This is a genomic window from Caecibacter sp. AF58-12pH5A, assembly GCF_027681725.1.
GTDB classification, from domain to species: domain Bacteria; phylum Bacillota; class Negativicutes; order Veillonellales; family Megasphaeraceae; genus Megasphaera; species Megasphaera hominis.
The window spans coordinates 1,535-23,586 of sequence record NZ_JAQDBC010000008.1 but is presented as its reverse complement, the minus strand read 5'-3'; the positions used below and the strand labels follow the sequence as shown (position 1 = coordinate 23,586).

Sequence of the window (22,052 nt, the reverse complement as noted above, 5' to 3'; positions counted from 1 at the left end):
CGTCTTGTTGTGTTTTGGAGGGATAGACTATGAAGAGTGACGGTATTACCATATATCAAGCACTTCGGCATGCCTTGAATGAAGAAAGCTTCCGACGGCGTCCGGTCTTTGATGAAACACTGTTGCAAACGCTTTGCAGCGAGTCTGTACTGCGGCCCCTCGCAGAAACACTGGCCTCTGTTGCCGGTGCCGATGGCCGTTTTTATGCACCGCAGGTACTGGAAGAGCTGCAAGCGCGGTTTTCCCTGCTCAAGGACAGTCCTGATGGCGGCTGGCTGCTGTACTGCTATAATTCTATCCTCGTGCGGATCTTTCCGGAAAATAAGGATTCCTGGGATGACCCCATGATGCTTCCGGCTCTGACGGATGCGCCGCAGTACCGGGCAGGCCGTCTGTTTATTCTGCAGGTATTACGTGGCTTATACCGTTACGAACGGTACCGTCTTCCCTTCGATCCGACGAAAGATATTCAGCTACTCAGCAGTGATGAAATACGGGCTAACACGTATACGTCAGAATACCTGCGCATGAAAAAACTGATCATGGACTTTTATGTCTATGAATTTATGCGCCTCGGTATTGATATTACACCGTATAATACGCTAGGGCATATAGGCGGCGTCCATTATGTGGCGATGTATATGGCCAGACAGCTTAGCCAGTGCGAGGTCCCCATCGATTTGGGCCTTATTTCCGGGGCGGCTGTGTGCCACGATATAGGAAAATACGGCTGCCGGAAAAAGGAAGCCCGGCGCGTGCCGTATCTTCATTATTTTTATACCAGCCTTTGCTGTGACCGGACCGGCCTTTCTATTATCGGCCATATTGCCGCCAACCATTCGGTCTGGGATTTGGAATTGGAAAATTTGTCGGCTGAATCGCTGCTGCTCATTTATGCTGACTTCCGCGTCAAGAGCAGCCGCGATGCCAAGACGAAGAAAGAAATCGTCCATTTCTATACCCTGGAAGAAGCATTTAATGTCATTTTGAGTAAGCTCGATAACGTAGATGAAAAGAAAAAACAACGCTATCAGAAGGTATATGCCAAGCTGGCAGATTTTGAAGCCTTTATGCGGGAACAGGGCGTCATGACGGACTTGCCAGATGACTTTGCCCAGGCTCCTTTATTTCCGCCGCAGCGGCGGCAACGGGAACGGGTACTCATGGAAGGAACGGATATTGTCGACCAGCTCAAATTTGCTGCCATTGACCACAACCTTCGCCTCATGAGCCTTTTCCGCAATGAAAGTGATTTTGGTAATCTCATCGAAGCTGCCCGGAGTGAACGGAATTGGAAAAATGTGCGCACGTACATCGGCATTTTCCGGGAATATTCCATGTACATGACGGAACATCAGAAATTGATGACCCTGAAGTATTTGTATGAGCTCTTGTCGCACCGTGAAGGCGATATCCGCATGGAAGCGGCCGAACTCATGGGAAGCATTATAGCTAATTTCAATATTCATTCCAGTAAGGAGTTGCCGGAAGGCGTAACCCTGCCTCACAAAAAGATTACAAACCTGACCTTGTTCCGGCAGTACCTGTCCCAGACTATTAAACCGGGCTTGCGCTTTACCATGCAGCACCGTCTGTGGATCAGCTATTGCCTGAGTCCCTTTGTCTGCTCCCTGCTGGAGAATTGCCGCGTTCAGGACCGGCCGGCGTATATGCAGATTTTGCGGGAGTATTACGAACAGGATGATTATACGTCGGAATTGCGGATTATCCTCTTGAAAACACTGAACGACATTAAGCCCGAATGCTTTGATGCGCCGTTTGGCAATATGGCCAATTCCTTTATTTTGGCAGCCCGTAAAGACGCTGATTTCAATGTGCGCATTGCCTCTATTTACTCGTCCCGTCACGTCGTAGCCGGCTATACGGATGATGATTTTTGGCGCGACCTGCTGGAAGCCAAGGGGCTGCCTGCAGAAAAAGAAGCCTTTTATGAACAAGAAGGAGCTCTCTTCCTGGATGACTTGAAGACCGGTGTCCATTGGGTCGTCAAGGTTGCCAATATCGAGCTCGTCCTGCATTATATGGATGAAAGCCGCGATAGTGGCAGTGTCATGCATTTGGGCATGCATTTGAATAACCTTTTGAAGGTAAGTGAATCGTTTTTTGTCCGCCAGGTGGCCGGCCAGGGACTCTTGGACGTTGCCAGCCACATGACCTATGCCCAGCGGAATGAAATGGCCGTCGAATTGTTTAATGGCCTTGAAATCGGAGACCTGCAGATTTCAAAATACGTACCGCAGTTCCTGGGCCAGATGATCCTGAAACTGCCGCCTCAGGTCTTCGATGAATTTGCAACGACAATCCGTACGCAAATCCTGACGGCAAATACGCAGATGGCTTCGTCCATGGTGAATACTGTGGGCGTCGTCCTGGAACATTTCCATGAATTTGAACGGGACTTTCCCAATAACGAAGGTAAAAATAGGGAACGCCAGCGGCAGCTTCTGTATATCATGATCAAGGCCTATGCCCATTACGATAAGGAACTGAGCCGTGATGCCTTCCGCGACATAGGCCGTTTCATTTATCACAGCCCGTACATGCCTATAGAGCAGACGGATTTCCTCTTTGCCCATTCGTATAAAAAACTGCTCATTACCCTCTGTGAAAATACGGAACGAACGCTGGATTTCTACAGTAATGCCGCTGTTTTGAACCATATTTACCGCTATATCGGTATGCACGAATTCCTGCATCAGGGCGCTTTCGATCTGCCCCTTCATCGAAAGGCATGCTTCTACCCGGGCACCTTTGACCCCTTCAGCCTGGGCCATAAGGCGGTAGCCTGCAAGATCCGCGATCTGGGCTTTGAAGTGTACCTGGCACTGGATGAGTTTTCCTGGTCCAAGCATACGCAGCCCCGGCTCATGCGCCGCAAGATTATGAACATGTCCGTTGCTGATGAAGAGGATATTTATCCCTTCCCGGACGATGTATCTGTCAATATCGCCAATGAGGCAGATATTCACCGCTTAAAGGAAATTTTTTCCGGCAAGGAATTGTACATTGCCGTCGGTACGGACGTTATTGAAAATGCTTCGGCCTATAAGGCGACGCCGACGGCAGATTCAATCCATACGGTGAACCATATTGCCTTTGCCCGGGAAACGCGGGAGAATGAAGATGGCGGCCCCCATGGCGGCTATCCCATTACGGCGAAGGTCGTGCCGCTTTTGCTGGATAAATTCTATGAAGATATCAGCTCGACGCGGATCCGTGAAAATATTGACCTGAACCGGGATATTTCTAACCTCATCGATGCCGTAGCGCAGAGCTTTATTTACGACAACAACCTGTACCTGCGTGAACCGGCCTATAAGCACGTTCTGGAAGCCAGGGAAATCGGCATCGGCGCATTCCGGCCGCGGGGGGCAGAAAGTCTTTGGCCTATTTATGGCCGTCTGACTCAAATGGGCTATGATATCGACGTTATCGACCGCTACATCGAACGGGACCGCAACCTGGACAAGGAACGGGTCTGGACGCTCTATATCGATAATGCCGGTACAGAAAAGCGGATGATTGCCTATGCGGCAGTCCATGGTGTACGAAATAAAGATTTATTGAATGAATTCGGTGACATGCAGACAGCAGCACACATCCGCCAATCGGCCGACGGTAACATTGCCTGCATTGGCTTCATGTACATTGCTGATGATGCGGATATTTCCAATGCCGGCCAGATACTGATTACAGAAATCCTGACGGAACTCATTGCCCGGGACTATGCCTATGCGGTCTATCATCCTGTCGATGAGGCCGGCTATAACCGGCCCGTCCTGGACGCGCTGGCAAAACAGGGCTTTATCAACATCGAACCGCCAGGCTCCATACAGCCTCTCTACGCCGTCAATATGAAGTCGCCTATCGTCATCTTCCGGGATGTAGAAACGATCATTAAGAACCCCTTTAATAAGAATCCCCGCGTACTGAAGGTGCTCGATCAGGCCCATTCTAATTTGCTGCGGACCATGCGCCATATTTATCCGGGCAAATTGCTCCTGTCCTTTAATACGAGTGCAGTACACCATAAAATCATCAATAAAGTGGCCCATATCAACGGCGTCTCCATCATTGAAGATAAGAAAAAGCGGCGCGGTCCCTATATGTCCGTGCCCTTTGGTAAGGCCTTGAGCGATGTCCTCGTGCCGAATACAGTAACCAAGGCCCTGCACATAGAAAAATATTTTAACCGCTCTGTGAAAGGCTTTACCATTGCTGAAACGCATCACTATTCTTCTGTGGAAAACCAGGTCAAGACGATTAAGTCCTTTAACCGCCCGGTTATCCTCATCGATGACCTCTTGCACAAGGGCCATCGCATGCGTATGCTGACGCCGTATTTAATGAAGAATCAGGTAGAAATCAAAGAAGCCCTCGTAGGGGTCATGACAGGCCAGGCCATGGACATGATGGCAGAAAAACATATTAAAGCCGAATGCGCCTATTTCCTGCCGACACTGGAGGTCTGGATGAATGAACGGGACTGCTACCCCTTTATTGGCGGCGACAGTATAGATAATGCCGATAATTACAGCGGCTACGACCGCAATCCGTCGATCAATCTGATCCTGCCGTACGTAAAACCTGCGTTCATTAAGCATGGTGATGCGGAAGCGGATTTCTACTATTCTCTGACGTGCCTGAAAAATGCACATATAATTTTAAAAACCCTGCAGGATGTCTATCAGGAAACGTACGAAAAAAGGCTGACCTTAAAACGTTTAGGTGAAGTCGTTACGTATCCGCGCTATCCGGATATCGATGTAGGCGTCAAGTTTGATGAAAATATGGACCTGACACGCTTCATTGAAAATGATATCGAACGGCTCGTACGCCTGCGCTGGGGGGAACACTGGAAGAGCGATGAAAAGGGGGATACAGATGATGGAAAATAAACGGTACGTCCATGAATTGCCACGTGAGGCCGGCATTATAGCGCCGCTGCCTCTCACGGGCTGCCCGTTTACGACGCAGAAGAAGCAGCGCCTTCATATCCTGGCCTTGGGCGACGTAGGTACGACGCTGCTCATTGGCTTGCGGCTCTTAGGTGCAGCTGATATTGAGTCTATAGGTATTTGTGACCTGAACGAGAAGAACCTCAGCCGGCTGGAAATGGAAATCAATCAAATCCGCTATCCCTTTGCCGGTCAGGGGACAGAACCGCTCTTGCCACCTGTAGATATCGTACAGGAGGACTGCCTTTTTGACTGTGACGTCTTTGTTTTTTGTGCCTCTAAGGGCGTGCCGCCTTTAGAAGCAAAAGGGGACGTGCGCATGGCCCAGCTCGCTGCGAACCGCAGCCTTATCGGCCATTTTGCGGCCTTAGCCAGGGCGGCTGCCTATAGAGAACTCGTATGCGTCGTTTCAGATCCTGTAGATCCCTTGTGTGCAGCCTTTCTCGACGCGTCGGGCCTTAAGCCCTGGCAAATCCAAGGCTATGGCTTAGGCGTCATGAACGCCCGGGCCTGCTACTATGCTGAAAAGGATGGCCGCTTTACGCATTATCTAACGGCTGGCCGGGCCTTTGGCCCCCATGGGGCAGATCTGGTCATTGCCGACAGTGTCACAGCCTATGACGACGCCCTTTCCAGGGAATTGACGGGACGGGTCGTGCAGGCAAATATGCGTGTCCGCGAGTTAGGCTATAAGCCCTACATTGCACCAGCCCTTTCGTCCGCCGCTCTTTCGATTCTCCTTAGCCTGCGCGGCCATTGGCATTACGGCTCGGTCTATCTGGGTGACGCTGCTAAGGGTGCCTTTTTCGGCGTTAAAAACCGCTTTACCCCGGCAGGTATCGAGTACGAGGACCTGCCCTTGTGCCAGAGCCTGTACGAACGGCTGCAGCTGGCCTATATGAATCTGTGTGCCCTGCGATAAAGGAGGGATAGCATGCTCTACGTGGTACAATTGGATTGGCAGGATAAGGAAGGTGTTTCCCGCCTGGATACGATTCTCGCATACGCCCTGGCAGGGACACCTTACAAGCTGATCAGCCATTTGGAAAAATTTATAGCCCTGTGTCCCGACACCGCCTTGCGTACTGCGCCGGACGGAAAAGACCGGCAGCTGCTCTTTGCTGTCAATCTGGCCCGTGGCGGCATGAATCTCTCCTATGCCCGCCTGCTGTATCATTTATCGTGTCACAGCCATTGTTTGGAAGGCTGGACCGGCGCTGTCCTGGTCGACGGCTCGGAGGAACTGTTTACCAAAAAAATAGGCCGTGAACTGATCTTTATGGCCAACCGGGCCGGCTGCGCATTCCCGGGCAAACCACTCGTAGAAGGGACGGGATCCCTCTATAATTTTAATGTGCAGGCGAAATTGCAGGGCATTGATAATCTGCAGGCCTATAAGGAAAGTGCCCGCCGCCTCGTAAAAAAAGTGACGGCCTTTGTGCCCCGCTGGGAGGGCATGGGCCAGCGCGTACTGGCGTTGCATGCCAGCAGCCGCCGGACGAGCAATACCCTCCTCTTGTGGGAACTCGTACGGCAGCACTTGCCTCCGGAAATGTCAGTCCAGGAAATTTCCTTGCGCAATGGCAGCGTCGTCGATTGCCGCGGCTGCAGCTATGAAGCGTGCCTTCATTTTGGTGAAAAGGGGGACTGCTTCTACGGCGGCGTCATTGTCGAGCAGGTTTACCCGGCCATCAAGCAGTGCGATACGCTGGTACTCATATGTCCAAACTATAACGATGCCGTCAGTGCTAACATTATGGCCTTCTTTAACCGCCTTACGGCCTTGTTCCGCAAGGACTGGGATACCTTTTCCCATAAGCGGATTTTTGCCCTTGTCGTCTCCGGCTACAGCGGCGGAGACATTGTGGCGGAACAGATCATCGGGGCCTTGAACTGTAATAAGAATTTTGTCCTGCCCGGTCATTTTGCCCTTATGGAAACGGCCAACGAGCCGCGCAGTATCCTCAGCTGCCCGCACGTAGAAAAACGGGCTGCTGCACTGGCACGGCGCATCAGTGGCGTAGCCTATGTATAAAAATAACCCCCTGCCACCTGGCAGGGGGTTATGCATGCACGGCATATAAAAAAAGATGATTCGAAAAAGAATCACCTTTTTTTATACAGGATTAAACATCACGCTGTACTTTACCGGAACGGAGGCAGCGCGTGCAGACGTTTACGCGTTTTACTTCGCCGTCAACGATAGCGCGTACTCTCTGAATATTCGGCTTCCAAGTTCTTTTGGTCTTTAAGTGGGAATGGCTGACGTTCATGCCCGTTACGGTACCTTTACCGCAGATTTCGCAAAAATTTGCCATGAGTAACACCTCCTTGTACTTTCGCAGTACAACATATAAATCCTATCATAAAAGAAAGATAAAATCAAGGACTAATCACAAAAAGAGTTCACTAGATATGATACAATAAATAATATCATATGACAAGGAGAAGTTTATGGAAAATTCAATGAAGCGTCTGCCCGGCATTGGCAAACAACGGGCAAGGCTTTTTGCCCGTCTGGGCATAGAGACAATTTCGGATTTGCTCCAATATTTTCCGCGGGAATATGAAGACCGCAGTCACGTCGTCTCCCTGGGGGAGGCCGACGGGGAAGCAGGCCTGCCGGTCCTGGTCTGTGGGACTGTTGGCACGATACAGGAATTACGACCGCGGCGGGGTATGACCATTTTGAAGGTCGTCCTGCGCGATGAGACGGGCTCTGTAGAAATGACCTGGTTTAATCAGCCCTTTAAAAAGAAACAGTTTCATACGGGTATGACTGTAACTGCCTTTGGCAAAATTGAATGGGCTTACGGCCGGCGGCAAATGAATACGCCAGATGTAGAAGAAGGAAGACCCCATGGGAATGGGTTTATGCCCGTGTATGGCCTGACCGATGGCCTTATGCAAAATGATCTGCGCCGGGCTGTCCGGGCTGCCCTTGCCTTAGCCCGGCAGGAACCGGAACTGCTGCCGGCACCCTGTGTTGCGACGCGCCACTCTGTTCAGCCCCGCCTGGCTGTGTATGAGCAAATGCATTTTCCGGCGACGCGGGAAGAACAGGAAAAGGCCCGGCAGCAGCTGGCCTATGAAGAATTATTTGATATGCAAATGGGGCTCCTCTTGCGGCGGCGCAAGGAAGGCGGCCGCCAGGGGATTAAGTGTGGGCCCAATGGCAGCCTCTTGCGCCAGCTCTTTGCCCAGCTGCCCTTTCAGCTCACGCGAGGCCAGACGGCAGCCTTTTTGGACATCCAGAACGACATGGAAGGGGAAGTGCCTATGCAGCGCCTCATCCAAGGCGACGTAGGCTCTGGGAAAACGGTCGTAGCCGCCCTGGCCTTGGCAAAGATTGTAGAAAATGGCTACCAGGGTGCTCTAATGGCACCGACGGAAATCCTGGCCGTCCAGCATTATGAAGAGTTTTGCCGTCTCTTTCACGATTTGCCCGTGCGCATTGCCCTGCTTACGGGCCGGACGGGCGAAAAGGAGCGAAAGACTCTCCTGACAGCGCTTCAGGCCGGTACGATCCAGATCCTCATCGGTACGCACGCACTCATCCAGGAGGACGTTCTCTTTGCCGATCTCGGCCTGGTCGTTACAGATGAACAGCACCGCTTTGGCGTGCGCCAGCGGGCGGCACTGCAGGATAAAGGGCGGTCGCCGCATGTCTTGTTCATGACAGCTACGCCTATTCCCCGTACGCTGGCCCTTTCCCTCTATGGCGACCTCGATGTATCGTCCATCCGCGAGCTGCCGCCAGGACGTAAAGTCGTCAAAACCTATGCTGTCGGCGAGTCCATGCGCCAGCGTATTTATACATTCATGCGCAAAAACATGGCCCAGGGCCAGCAGTGCTATGTCGTCTGTCCCCTCGTTGAAGAGTCGGAGAATGTCGATTTGCAGGCTGCGACAGCCCTGTATGACACGCTGCGCAGTGCCGTTTTTCCGGAGTTTTCCTGTGGCCTTGTCCATGGCCGTATGTCGGGAAAAGAAAAGGATGCCGTCATGGAACAGTTTTCTGCCGGTGCTATTCAGCTCCTCGTCGCAACGAGCGTCATTGAAGTCGGCGTCAATGTGCCGAATGCAACCCTCATCCTCATCGATGGGGCCGAACGCTTTGGCCTGGCCCAGCTGCATCAGCTGCGCGGCCGCGTAGGCCGTGGGGACTTACAGGCCTATTGCATCCTCCTGGCCCATCAGGGCAGTGAGGAAACGCGGCAGCGCCTGCATTATATGGAAACCATTCACGATGGGTTTGCCCTGGCAGAAAAAGACTTGCTCTTGCGCGGCTCAGGCCAGCTCTTTGGCTATTTGCAGCATGGACTGCCCGATTTGAAGGCGGCCGACATTATCCGTGACGTGTCCCTCTTGGCTGCTGCCCGTGATGAGGCCCGTCAGGTTCTGCACGCAGGTGTCGATGAGACGCACGTACTGGCAGCTTTGAGCCGCCGCTTTGGTGCGTCCTTCGAACGCCTGCTGAATAATTAAACCTGTTGATAAATTGCGGGAATATATGTACATCATAGCGAATTTCAGCTATAATAAATGATAAAGTGCCTAAAACAGATGGAAAACTGTTGTCTGGCAGAGGTAAATTTCTAAACGATAAGGCGGAGATGGATTTTGTCTGGTAAAATCGATGTATTATCTGTTCCCATTGCGAATATCACTGTAGAGGAAACGAAGGACTTTGTTTTTTCCTGCGTCGATCAGGGCTTGGCCGCGTCGATTGCGACGGCAAATGCCGAAATGGTGATGAAGGCACAAGAGGATAAAGAACTGGCCCGGGTTTTACAAGGTGCAGACCTGGTGATTCCTGACGGTGCCGGCGTCCTCTGGGCAGCAGAACAACAGGGAAAAAAATTCAAAGAACGGGTAACCGGCTGTGATGTGGCAGAGCTGCTGCTGAAAGAAGCAGCTGCACGGCAGACGCCGGTATATCTTTTTGGTGCTGCTGACGGTGTTGCTGAAACGGTAGCAGCGAATATGGAAAAACGGTATGGAAAATTACGGCTGGCAGGTACCCACTCCGGCTTTTTCAGCGCTGCTGAAGAAGGCGATATCATTCGTGAAATCCGGGAGCAGGGAACAAAAATCCTTCTCGTTGCCCTCGGTGTTCCAAAACAGGAAAAGTGGATCCATGCCCATTTATCCGAATTAGGTCCCTGCGTTTGCATGGGTGTCGGTGGGACCTTTGATGTGCTCGCCGGCCGCGTTTCCCGTGCTCCGTCGTGGATGCAGCACAACCGCTTGGAATGGCTCTATCGTCTTTGCAAGGAACCAAGCCGCTTTCGGCGCATGCTGGCCTTGCCGCGCTTTATGGCAGCTGTGAAATTCAGCAGGCGCTCTTGAACAGGCAGGTGATTTTGTGAATAAACCTTTTATCATTACTGATGGCTATGTATTCATTTTTGGATCCATAGTACTGGCTGTTTTGGCAGGCCTCTTCATCAATGTATACGTAGCTGTATTACCGGCGTTGCTGGCTGTCTATTTTGCCTATTTCTTTCGCAATCCCCGGCGCCGTATACCGGACGATGAATTAGCTTTGGTAGCACCGGCCGATGGTACGGTCGTCGCCGTGGAGGACGTGGACGAAGACCTTTTTCTCGATGAAAAGTGCCGTAAAATTACGATTTTCCTTTCTATTTTTGATGCTCATGTCAATCGGATTCCCCTGGCCGGCACGATTAAGTTTCAGCAGTATACGTGCGGCCGTTTCCGGCCGGCTTATGAAGATGGCGTAGGGTACGAAAATGAACGCTATTCTCTGGGCATTGAAAATAGCCATACGCGCATTCTGGTTACTTTGATTGCCGGCGTTTTGGCCCGGCGCATCGTATCCTGGGTGACGTTGGGCGATGAGCTGACGCACGGCCAGCTGTACGGAATGATCAAATTTGGTTCTTGTATCGAAGTGTTCGTAGAAGATAATGTGGAAATATGCGTAACGAAAGGGCAGAAAGTTCGTTGCGGTGAAACGGTGATAGGGAGGATTTTGCAATGACCATGAAGAACGTAATTCCATGTATATTGACAGCCGGAAATTTGGGCTTTGGTGTACTTAGCATTATCCAGACAGCACAGGGAAATCTGAATATAGGCGCACTGTGCATCTTGCTGGCAATGGTTTGTGATGCCCTGGATGGACGGACAGCCCGGGCCCTGGGCGTGCAGGGTGAGTTTGGCAAAGAGCTGGATTCCTTATCAGACTGCGTGTCTTTTGGTGCTGCTACAGGGTTTTTGATTTACACGTACGCCCTGCGCGACCTGGGCTGGATCGGCATGGTTCCTCCCATTCTTTACGCCTGCCTCGGCGGTATCCGCCTGGCCCGTTTTAACCTCAACACGACCGTCATCCACGGCTACTTTCAAGGTATGCCTATTCCAAATGGCGGCTGCATCGTCGCTACGTATGTCCTTTCCGGCGTTCACCTGCCGTCCTGGATTATCGCTATTATCGTGCTGGCCTTAGGCTATCATTTGGTCAGCAAAGTACATAACCCTGATTTCAAAGGCGCCAGCCCTGATGTGCTGCACAAATCTGCTTTGGCTATTGCCATCATTTGTGGTCTCCTGGTACTGGCCCTGATCGATTGGCATTTAATTTTGATTATGCCGTTTTTCCTCTATATTATCTTTGGTCTGGTCAACACTTGCATGAACATGGCGAAGGCGCACTAAGAGGATTCTTGCTGCGCTGCGCCCCGGTGCCTGCAAATTTTGCGGCAGGAAGATAAGAATAATGGTCTTAGAAAGAGGAATACATGGAGCATTTTCTTGATGTTATAATGATACCCATACAGGTAATCATCGTATTTTATACGTTGTATTACTTTATCCTGGCTTGCTTCGGCCTGATGAAAAAAAGGGACCGCGTGATGAGACCGCCAAAGCATACGTTTGCGGCTGTCATCTGCGCCCATAATGAAGAAAAGGTCGTCGGCAACCTGATTGACAATTTAAAAAATTTGAACTATCCGCGGGATATGTACGATATTTATGTCGTTGCCGATAACTGTACCGATCATACGCCTGATGTTTGTAAAGCCCACGGTGCCTATGTACGTATTCGTACGAATAAGGAACAGGTAGGCAAAGGCTACGCCCTGGACTGGATGTTTGCCCAGATGCTGGCCCAGGAAAAGCAGTATGATGCTTTTGTCGTCTTTGATGCGGATAACCTGGTACACCCGGAATTCCTGCGGGAAATGAATAACCATTTGTGTAAAGGCGAAAAGGTGATTCAGGGCTATATGGATTCTAAGAATCCGACTGATACATGGATTGCCGGTACCTTTTCCATTGCCTTTTGGCTCATCAACCATATGTGGCATCTGGCGAAGTACAATATTGGCCTTTCGACCGCCTTGGGCGGTACGGGCATGTGTATTGCGACGGAAATCGTGCGTAAATATGGCTGGGGCTGCGACTGCCTGACGGAAGATATGGAATTTTCCATGAAAGTTCTTCTCGAAGGGGTACGTACGTGCTGGGCCCACGATGCCATCATTTATGATGAAAAGGCACTGGGCTTTATGCAGTCTTGCCGGCAGCGTAAACGCTGGGCTCAAGGTCAGTGCGACTGTGGCGAACGCTTTATTCCCAAGCTCTTTGTGCGTGGTATTAAGACGGGAAACATCCGCATGCTCGATGGGATTATCACGTTATCACAGCCGTTTTTCATGATGATGTCGACGATTTATGCCGGCATTGCCATGATCAATTCGTATATTCCTTTGTATACGAATATTTTAAATCAGCTTATACCCGTTCAGATATGGACCGTCCTAGGTGTAGGGCAGTACCTCATTCCTATCATTGTCCTGTTGCAGATTAAAGTACCCATGAAGTCGTGGCTGTACCTGATCGTGTATCCGATCTTCATGTACAGCTGGATTCCCGTCAACTTTCTGGGGTTTAAGGACCGGCATAAGATGGAATGGAGTCATACACTGCATACGCGGGCTGTGTCCTATGATACGGCAGCTTTATTGCGAAAAGAAAACAAAAAATAGGAGAACTCTATGCACATTCTTTTGACAAATGATGATGGACTGCAGGCCCCGGGCCTGCAAGCGTTAAAGAAAGAAATGGCACGTTTTGCTGATCAGGTCACTGTTGTTGCCCCTGCAGGGCAGCGCAGCGCTGCGTCTCATTCTATGACGATCAACAAGGCCTTATATTGTCAGGAACTGCCACAGACAGAAGACCATGTACGGGAAATCTCCGTTTCCGGGACACCTGTCGATTGTGTCAAAATGGCTATGGAATATTTTCTTTCCGGCAAGCATCCGGATCTGATCATTTCCGGCATCAACAATGGCTACAATCTGGGCAGTGATGTCCTCTATTCCGGTACCGTTTCGGCTGCCATGGAAGGGCCATACTACCAGGTGCCGGCCATGGCATTGTCGATGGTCAATATGACGGAAGACCGGTGCCGCCAGACGGCACAATTTGCCAAAACACTGGTTGAACGGATTTTTTTGTGTGGTAAATTTCCGGGCATCTTAAATGTCAATATTCCCGAAGAAGGCGACATTTCCCTCAGTAATACACGCGTTGTGCCGCAGACCGTACAGATTTATCACAATGTCATCACGGAAAAGCGGGACCTCGATGGCAGTCTTTGCTATAAAATTGTCGGTGATATCGACTTGACGACGGCTCCGGAAAATAGTGACGTTTCCTGCATCCGGAGCGGACACGTAGCGTTGACTCCGTTGTGCTGGCGTCAGACCGCAACAGCAGCTATGGAACATATTCAGGGCTGCCTATAAGATTGCTTAATTTTTTGCTTGCATTTTTCAAGTGAATCGTTTATAATCTTAATCAATCACATATGACGTGGATGAAACACAGGGGAGAAGGCGAAAGCCTACCGAAGGAGTTAAACTCTCAGGTTCTCGTATGAGCAGGACCCTGTGCGGACACAACTCTGGAGAGTCCCTTAAGGGCGCCGAAGGTGCACGGAATCGTTGATTCCTTATCTCTCAGGCAAAAGGACAGAGACCCTAATCATGCGTAACGTTTTTTTCGTGTCGTATTTTTATCGCCTATCTTCAGAGTAGTATGCTGAAGATAGGCGTTTTTGTTATTATCATTACCCTTTATATGCAAGTATAGGTTACACGAAGGAGCGAAATGTCATGAATTTGGAAACGTTAAATGCAATCGACAGTTTTGTCTGGGGGCCTCCCTTATTAATCCTGCTCATTGGCACGGGTATTATGCTGACTGTCCGCCTTAAATTATTGCAGGTACTCCGTTTACCCCGGGCCTTGAAGCTGATCTTTACGGCTAAGAATCAGGGTGAAGGCGATATCGACAGCTTTAAGGCGTTGTGCACAGCCTTGGCCGCTACGGTCGGCACAGGTAACATCGTCGGTGTTGCTACGGCGGTCCATGCCGGTGGCCCGGGTGCAATTTTCTGGATGTGGATGGCTGCGTTTGTCGGCATGGCCACTAAATATGCTGAAGGCTGTCTGGCTGTCAAATACCGTACAGTCGACAAAAACGGGGAAATTTCCGGCGGGCCTATGTACTACATTGAAAACGGCCTGGGCAAGAAATATAAACCCTTGGCCTTCCTCTTCGCTTTCTTTGGTGTCCTCGTCGCCTTCTTTGGCATCGGTACCTTTGCCCAGGTAAACTCCATCGTAGAAATTACGCGCTTGACAGCCGATATTCCTGTCGAATACACGGCCGTCGTCCTGACGATTCTCGTTGCAGCTGTTACCATTGGCGGGCTGCAGTCTATTGCCAAAGCATCTTCCAAAATTGTACCGGCCATGGCTATCATTTATGTTATTTCCACCATTGCCTTCCTCGCCGTATTCTACGAACAGATTCCGGCAGCTCTGTATGAAATCATTCACGATGCGTTCAATCCGACGGCTGCTGCCGGCGGTTTCCTCGGGGCTACCGTGCTCGTAGCCATGCGAAATGGTGTGGCCCGTGGCGTCTTCTCCAATGAATCGGGCCTCGGCAGTGCACCTATTGTAGCCGCCGCTGCCAAAACAAAATGGCCGGCAGAACAAGGCCTCATTTCTATGACCGGTACGTTCATCGATACGATCATTATCTGCACCCTGACGGGCCTCGTACTCGTTGTCAGCGGTGCCTGGGCCGGCGACCTCAACGGCGCAGCACTGACGAACGCCGCCTTCCTGCAGGCTTTCCCGACCTTCGGCAGCATCATTCTTTGCGTAGGCCTGACACTCTTTGCCTTTACGACCATTTTGGGCTGGAACTATTACGGTGAACGCTGCACGGAATACCTCGTCGGCGTAAAGGGCATTATGCCGTACCGCATTATCTTCATCATTCTCGTAGCCTGCGGCGCTTTCATTAAATTGGATGTCATCTGGGTTCTCGCAGATATCGTCAACGGCCTCATGGCAATTCCAAACCTGATCGCCCTCATCGGCCTCAGCGGTGTCGTCGTTGCCGAAACGAAAAAATATTTTGCTCATGTAAAAGAAGAAGAACAGGGCCTGGTAAAACAGGCAGAAAAGGACGTCGTCAGTGGGGACTGACACTTCCTTGGTATAGAAAAGAGGAATCTCTCAAGATAGGGGTGAGAGATTCCTCTTTCATCTTTGCAGAAAGTACTTGACGCATAATTAAAATATGGTATAATAAATCTTGTTCCAAACACTACCTGCCGGAGTGGCGGAATGGCAGACGCACCTGACTCAAAATCAGGCGGGTAACACCGTGTGGGTTCAAGTCCCACCCCCGGCACCAAGGAGAGTATCTGAAAAAGATATTCTCTTTTTTTTACACCTGGCAAATAGATTTGAATAAGCAGTGAAAAAAGATCTTTTCTTAAGCCGTATGGCCAGGGAGTATTGTTTTATGAAATTTACGATGAGAAGGATCCTATATGAAAAAGAAAAGCTTAACGCAGCAAACGGCGGATACTATTTATAAAATGATTACAAGAGGAGATGAATTCCAACCAGGCGATCAATTGCCGGGGGAAAATATCCTTTCTGAAAAACTGGGAGTTAGCAGGGCTACTCTGCGTGAAGCAATTCGTACTCTGGTCATGCAGGGCGTGCTCGAAGTATACCGGGGTAAAGGAACCTATATTGCTGCAGACATGAAGGCTTTTGGCGACTATGGTCTGGGAGAAATTCAGCGTATGAAAATCAATCTGAAGGATTTGTACGAAGCGCGTTTACTTTTCGAACCGGAAATTGCGGCCATTGCCTGCCGGCGTGCTACGGAAGAAGAACTGGAACATATTATTACCTGTGGCGAGCGGGTAAAGGCACTTATACTGGAGCAACAGGACCGGACAGAGGCTGATGGGGAATTTCACCGTGCTATTGTAGCAGCATCTCATAACGATTTTATGATGCGTTTAATCCCAGTCATTAACAGGGCTATCGAAGAAGTCATCTTGTATAATAAAGAAGCGCGAGAGCTTTCTGAAGAAACGCTGCGTGATCACGATCAATTGATGCATTTTCTAAAAAACAGAGATGCACGGGGTGCTAAGTATGCAATGGCTATTCACATTCATAATGTTATTGCGACGTTACAATTGAATGAAGAAGAGGAACCCATCTTCTGAATAAAAAGAGATTCGATGTAAATGAAAAGCAGACAGATACATTTTTGTATGTGTCTGTTTTTTTTGCCCCAAAGCCGCATAAACGATTATAAAATAGCAGTGTATTAACGGGACTATCAACGAAGGTGGGTTATTTTATCTTGAGACTACTTGACAGATTTATAAAAAACAGCTATAATCATGTCAGACAAGTTGATAAAAGCCATACAAGAATAACGATTCACTTCAGTACAATAAAGCAGAAGTAAAAATGCTTTTCGGATAAAATTTATCTTTGCTTATATATGGTGCAGTTGACGCCATACGATTATATTTATCTTTTACGTAGGAGGGCAAGAAAATGGCTACATTAAAAAACTACAAACCGGAAAAAAGACCTATGGCAGGAAAAAATTTGTTCGTGTAGCGTGTGTGCAAGCACCACAGGTCGTCTTCAACAAATGGAAACAAATTGAAGTGGCCTGCAAGTACATTAAAGAAGCCGGAGAAAAAGGGGTAGAATTGGTTGTTTTTTCTGAAACCTATATTCCTGTATTTCCAGCCTATTATACCGGTGGTTATGAAAGCAATGTAGAAGAATGGCGTCTGTGGAATATCGGACTTCAAGATAACTCCATTGTCGTTCCCAGCGACGAAACAGATGCTATTGGTAAAGCATGCAAGGAAGCCGGCGTATATTGCGTAATGGGGGTCAACGAATTGGATGATGCCGATGGCGTTCGCACCTTTTATAATACGCAAATTATGTTCGGCAAAGATGGCCGTATCCTCAGAAGACACAGAAAATTGACACCGACATATTCTGAAAGATGCTATTGGGGTTCTGGCGACGGTTCAGATCTGGGTGTTGTGGAAACGGACATCGGCCGCATAGGCAGCCTGATTTGTGGGGAGCATCATGCGATTCTGATTCGGGCAGCCGAAATGCTTATGGGAGAAGATTTCCATATTGCCAATTATCCGGGGTGCCATAAGGCGCAATCAGGTGAAAAATTCCTCGTTGCCAACCGAGATGAAAATGCCTATGGCTGTGAATGCCATCTCGGTGCCCGTGAATATGCTTTGGAAGCCGGTTGTTTCTGCCTTTGCTCATGTGGTATTTTGGGCGAAAAGGATTTTGAACCGGAATATAAGTCACTCATTGGTAGCGATCATCTGAATATTGATTGGGCTATTGGCGGCAGTGCTATTGTCGGTCCTGGTGGTGAATATGTTGTAAAACCGGTATTTGATAAAGAAGGGCTGGTCATTGCCGATTGCTATGCTGATGATATTAAAGTATCTAAGATGCTCTTTGATGCGGCAGGTCATTATTCACATCCGGAAATTGCCCGTTTGGTCCTGAACACCAAGCATTATACCAATCTGAATATTATTGAAAACAGTTCGCCGAAAAAAGGGATTAGCTATAAAGATCTGAAGAACCTTTCGGAAGAATTTGAAGTAGATTTGGATAAATTGGAACGGATTGCTACGCGAATCGAAAAACATAACCAGGGTTTAGCTATTGATGATTAGTACCCCTCGTATTTGAAATGAGGTGCACAGCGTGTATTCGGCAGACAAGGACGATATGTCTAGAGTAGTGGCGGCGCAGCCTGTAAAAGTTGATATTACAGCAGGCCGTATTAGTGATCCGCTAATTAGCGATGTTATGACCTTCGTTACATTTTCTGCTTTGTTTTTCCTCATGAATGTTGGCTTATTACCAGCTGATGCAGCTTTTACAGTTGGTGTCCTTCAATTGTGTCTGGTAGGATTATTTTTTGCCGGATCGCGGGAAAGGGCAAAATATAATTATTTTTGGGGAAATATGAATTTCATTTTTGTCTTTTTCTTTGGCGTTCTTGGGGGTATAGCCAATATCCTCATGGGCTTGGGCTTTTCCTTGAATGGTGTTGTTCTGGCTATTCCCAATGTCATTTGTGGGGCACTTATGCTTTGTACGATACCAGGTGTAAAGCATGACCCATGGACCTCATCCGTGTTATACGTACTGGCCGGTATTGCCGTATTTGCCTTGGGACTTGCAGGTTTGGGATTTTTTGTGAAGCCCCTGCAGATTCTGGCAGGCATACTCCTCGGTGGTGTAGCTTTATTAGGTTTTTGGTCTATGATAGTGGCTATGTTAGGATTCACCGGTATCAAAGTTCCTGTAGGAAAACCATTTTCAAGGAATAAAGAATAAAGATGCTTTAGGCGACAGGGGGTGTGAAATGCGAATATTCGTCTTTCACATCCCTTGTTCTATGGTGAGACATGTTAGACAAGTCATATTCAGGTTACTTTATGGCTATGGTTATATCGTATAGGGTTAATATGACAGTGTTTAGGAGGTAATATATATGATCAGCGAAAGAGTAACAACTGGCCCGGAACGGGCCCCGCACCGCTCCTTGTTCTATGCGGCAGGCTTTACAGAAAAAGAAATACACCGGCCTTTGGTTGGTGTCGTATCGGCATATAGTGAAATTATTCCGGGACATACACATTTGGATAAACTGGCTGAAGCTGTAAAGTATGGTGTGTATGCAGCGGGAGGTACGCCTGTCATTGTCCCTTCTATTGGCGTCTGTGATGGGATTGTCATGGGGCATGCCGGTATGCGCTACTCCCTGGCTTCACGTGAATTGATTGCTGACTCCTTAGAAACCCTGGCAGCAGCGCACTGTTTCGACGGACTCGTACTCATCCCTAATTGTGACAAAATTGTACCGGGGATGGTTATGGGCGCACTGCGCTTGAATATTCCGGCTATTGTGTTGTCAGGAGGGCCTATGCTGGCAGGACATGTACATGGGAAAAAGACCAGTCTTTCGCAAATGTTTGAAGCCGTAGGCGCGTATAAGGCCGGCATTATCGATGAAAAAGAATTACAAGCCAGGGAAAAATCGTGCTGCCCATCCTGTGGTTCCTGTTCCGGCATGTTTACCGCCAATTCTATGAACTGTCTTTGTGAAGCCCTGGGGCTGGCATTACCAGGCAATGGTACCATTCCGGCCCCGCTTTCAGCACGTACCCAACTGGCTAAAGAAGCGGGCGCACAGGTTATGGAATTGATTCGCAGGAATATAAAACCAAGGGATATTGTAACGATGGATGCATTGAAAAATGCCATAACTGTAGACATGGCACTGGGGTGTTCGACGAACAGTGCCCTGCACTTGCCAGCCATTGCGCATGAAGCGGGCTTAAAACTGGATCTGACGCTATTCAATGAAATTAGTGAAAAGACACCGAACCTTTGTCATTTGGCGCCGGCAGGAGAGACGTTTATGGAAGAACTGAATGAAGCCGGCGGGGTACCTGCCGTCATGAATGAATTGGCCCAGGCAGGTTATCTCAAGACGGATTTGCTTACTGTTACAGGAAAGACGGTAGCAGAAAACATCTCCGGAGCGATGAATCTCAATACAGATATTATCCGTCCGTTGGAACAGCCTTTCAGCAAAACGGGCGGTTTGGCATTTCTCTTTGGTAATATCGCCCAAAAAGGCTGCGTAGTTAAACGCAGTGCTGTAGCACCGGAAATGCTGGTGCACTCCTGCAGGGCCCGTGTATTCTATGGTGAAGAAGAGGCCGTGAAGGCTATTTATGGCGGTAAAATTAAGGCAGGAGATATTGTCGTTATCCTTTATGAAGGCCCTAAGGGAGGGCCTGGTATGCGTGAAATGCTGGTGCCGACATCTGCACTAAACGGAATGCAGCTCGATAAGGATGTAGCACTGCTGACAGATGGACGTTTTTCCGGGGCATCCCGTGGTGCTGCCATTGGTCATGTATCACCGGAAGCCGCTGCCGGTGGTGAAATAGGTTTGTTGCAGGATGGTGATATCATTGACATTGACATGGTACACTACCGTATTCATGCCCGCGTTTCTGATGCAGAGTTTGCTGCACGTCGTAAAGAACAAGTGATACCTGAGCCAAAGGTGACCCGTGGCTGGCTGGAACGATATAGCCGTCTTGTTTCGTCTGCTGATGAAGGGGCCATTTTAAAATAATCGGAGTAATTCATTGATAACACTGTAATAGTAAGGGGGGACAGAAAAAATGCAGTTTGAAAAGCAGCATTGTATAATTCAAGGGATGGATGAGATACAACTGCCTCAGATGGTAAAAGTGCGTCAAAAATTTAATGCCAAAACGATTACTGATCCGGCAAAGCATTTGAGACAGCAAATGCAAGCGAAACTTACGGAACCTGAAATTAAAGCACTTCAGGGGAAGCGAATCGGCATTTCGGCAGGCAGTCGCGGCATTCCCCATTATAAGGAGCTCATTAAAGCGATGGCTGACCAATTAAAAGAATGGGGAGCGGAGCCATTTGTCTTTCCCGCGATGGGCAGCCATGCCGGGGCGACGGCAGAAGGGCAGGTTGCCTATTTGCGTCAGTTTGGAATTACAGAAGAATATATTGGTGTTCCGGTCCTGTCTACCATGGAGGTCGTTCAGGTTGCGACGTTACCAGATGGCTTTCCTGTATATTGTGATAAATATGCCGCTGCAGCTGATGGTATTGTTGTCTTTAATAAAATTAAACCGCATACACATTTTAAAGATCGTCATGAAAGTGGTCTGCTAAAGATGATCTGTATCGGCATCGGTAAACATCGTGGCGCTGCTACTTTCCATCAATATGGATTTGATCACTTTTGTTACAACCTAGAACGTGTGGCAGCCGCTTTTTTACAACATGTCAATGTTGTCTTTTCTGTAGGCTTGGTCCAGAATGCCTTTGATGATATTGGCTGGCTGGAAGTTATCAGGACCGAAGAGTTTTTTGATCGTGACGCAGCTTTGTTGAAAATTGCCAAGAAAGAATTAGCACAGCTCTGGTTTAAGAATATTGATGTGCTGGTCATCGATGAAGTGGGAAAAGAAATCAGCGGCGTCGGCTTTGATCCCAATGTGACAGGGCGGACAGAAGTGCTTAGCCAACAGGCAGCCTTTCGAGCGATTGCTCCGGATATTAAAAAAATTGTTTTGTTAGATATTACGGAAGCATCTCATGGCCTGGGAATTGGTATGGGTGAAGCAGATATCATTAGCTATCGCTTTGCAAATAAACTGGATTTTGGGCAAACCTATACCAATGTTATTACGAATAACTATTTGAAAGCAGCGGCTATGCCTTTGTATATGAATAGTGATGAAGACAGCATCAAACTGGCAGTATTAACCAGTATGGTCAAACAAAAAGATCAGGTAAAAATTGTTCATATTAAGAACACGATTACGTTGGATGAAATTGAAGTATCTACAGGAATGTTGCCGGAGGTACAGGATACGAACAAATTTGAAATCCTTTCTGAACCCTATTCCTGGGCTTTTAATGAAGCAGGCAATCTTTGGTAAAAAGAATAAAAAAAACGGGGCAGTCCCTACAGATTTATGTAGAAACTGCCCCGTTATGCTATATATTACAGGGGGATGTGACAAAATGAGAAATCATTTTGTCCACATCCTCTTTTTATTTGCATCTT

General features: G+C 48.7%; 16 protein-coding genes, 1 tRNA gene and 1 riboswitch. Of the genes, 16 read left to right on the top strand and 1 reads right to left on the bottom strand.

Annotated elements, in window-relative coordinates:
* Positions 1–29: 29 nt before the first annotated feature.
* Genes PGX44_RS05560 through PGX44_RS05550 form a run of 3 tightly spaced genes read left to right on the top strand, consistent with a single transcriptional unit; the run spans position 30 to position 7,014 of the window.
* On the top strand, positions 30–4,919 hold the full coding sequence (locus tag PGX44_RS05560; protein WP_498854559.1) for a phosphohydrolase: 4,890 nt from the start codon (positions 30–32) through the stop codon (positions 4,917–4,919).
* Positions 4,906–5,901 (top strand): Rossmann-fold NAD(P)-binding domain-containing protein, encoded by a 996-nt coding sequence (locus PGX44_RS05555; protein WP_498854558.1) that lies wholly within the window; start codon positions 4,906–4,908, stop codon positions 5,899–5,901. The genes PGX44_RS05560 and PGX44_RS05555 overlap by 14 nt, the downstream gene beginning before the upstream one ends.
* Positions 5,902–5,913: 12 nt before the next feature.
* Entirely contained in the window at positions 5,914–7,014 is a 1,101-nt protein-coding gene (locus tag PGX44_RS05550) for a flavodoxin family protein (RefSeq protein WP_498854557.1), read from the top strand.
* Between the two features lie 91 nt (positions 7,015–7,105).
* Here the strand turns inward: PGX44_RS05550 and rpmB are convergent, their stop codons facing one another.
* Entirely contained in the window at positions 7,106–7,297 is a 192-nt protein-coding gene (rpmB, locus tag PGX44_RS05545; protein WP_186502406.1) for a 50S ribosomal protein L28, read from the bottom strand.
* A gap of 136 nt (positions 7,298–7,433) precedes the next feature.
* Here rpmB and recG point away from each other — a divergent pair, with 136 nt between their 5' ends.
* The 13 genes from recG (at position 7,434) to PGX44_RS05480 (ending at position 21,924) form a co-directional block, all read left to right on the top strand.
* Positions 7,434–9,467: an ATP-dependent DNA helicase RecG gene (gene recG, locus PGX44_RS05540; RefSeq protein WP_498854556.1), complete on the top strand. Its 2,034-nt coding sequence runs from the start codon at positions 7,434–7,436 to the stop codon at positions 9,465–9,467.
* 135 nt (positions 9,468–9,602) lie between these two features.
* Positions 9,603–10,331 (top strand): WecB/TagA/CpsF family glycosyltransferase, encoded by a 729-nt coding sequence (locus PGX44_RS05535; RefSeq protein WP_186502404.1) that lies wholly within the window; start codon positions 9,603–9,605, stop codon positions 10,329–10,331.
* Positions 10,332–10,347: 16 nt separating this feature from the next.
* The gene (locus PGX44_RS05530; RefSeq protein ID WP_186502403.1) at positions 10,348–10,986 is read left to right on the top strand and encodes a phosphatidylserine decarboxylase; all 639 of its coding nucleotides are present in this window, start codon (positions 10,348–10,350) and stop codon (positions 10,984–10,986) included.
* Complete coding sequence (gene pssA, locus PGX44_RS05525) at positions 10,983–11,663, top strand: CDP-diacylglycerol--serine O-phosphatidyltransferase (RefSeq protein WP_246415249.1); 681 nt, start codon at positions 10,983–10,985, stop codon at positions 11,661–11,663. Before PGX44_RS05530 ends, pssA begins: the two co-directional genes overlap by 4 nt.
* 83 nt (positions 11,664–11,746) lie before the next feature.
* Positions 11,747–12,997: a glycosyltransferase family 2 protein gene (locus tag PGX44_RS05520; RefSeq protein WP_186502402.1), complete on the top strand. Its 1,251-nt coding sequence runs from the start codon at positions 11,747–11,749 to the stop codon at positions 12,995–12,997.
* Between the two features lie 9 nt (positions 12,998–13,006).
* Positions 13,007–13,762, top strand: a complete 756-nt coding sequence (surE, locus tag PGX44_RS05515; RefSeq protein ID WP_498854555.1) for a 5'/3'-nucleotidase SurE — start codon at positions 13,007–13,009, stop codon at positions 13,760–13,762.
* 148 nt (positions 13,763–13,910) lie between these two features.
* Positions 13,911–14,001: riboswitch (glycine riboswitch) on the top strand.
* Between the two features lie 130 nt (positions 14,002–14,131).
* Positions 14,132–15,520, top strand: a complete 1,389-nt coding sequence (locus PGX44_RS05510) for an alanine/glycine:cation symporter family protein (protein WP_186502400.1) — start codon at positions 14,132–14,134, stop codon at positions 15,518–15,520.
* A gap of 127 nt (positions 15,521–15,647) precedes the next feature.
* Positions 15,648–15,731, top strand: a tRNA-Leu gene (locus PGX44_RS05505).
* 139 nt (positions 15,732–15,870) lie between these two features.
* Positions 15,871–16,566, top strand: a complete 696-nt coding sequence (locus tag PGX44_RS05500; RefSeq protein WP_498854554.1) for a FadR/GntR family transcriptional regulator — start codon at positions 15,871–15,873, stop codon at positions 16,564–16,566.
* A 411-nt stretch (positions 16,567–16,977) separates the two neighbouring features.
* Entirely contained in the window at positions 16,978–18,084 is a 1,107-nt protein-coding gene (locus tag PGX44_RS05495) for a carbon-nitrogen hydrolase family protein (RefSeq protein WP_498854553.1), read from the top strand.
* Positions 18,085–18,139: 55 nt separating this feature from the next.
* Complete coding sequence (locus tag PGX44_RS05490) at positions 18,140–18,754, top strand: hypothetical protein (protein WP_186502397.1); 615 nt, start codon at positions 18,140–18,142, stop codon at positions 18,752–18,754.
* A gap of 157 nt (positions 18,755–18,911) precedes the next feature.
* Positions 18,912–20,570, top strand: a complete 1,659-nt coding sequence (gene ilvD / locus PGX44_RS05485) for a dihydroxy-acid dehydratase (RefSeq protein WP_498854552.1) — start codon at positions 18,912–18,914, stop codon at positions 20,568–20,570.
* 49 nt (positions 20,571–20,619) lie between these two features.
* Positions 20,620–21,924, top strand: coding sequence for a nickel pincer cofactor-dependent isomerase, group 22 (locus PGX44_RS05480; RefSeq protein ID WP_498854551.1), 1,305 nt, complete (start codon positions 20,620–20,622; stop codon positions 21,922–21,924).
* Positions 21,925–22,052: the final 128 nt, after the last annotated feature.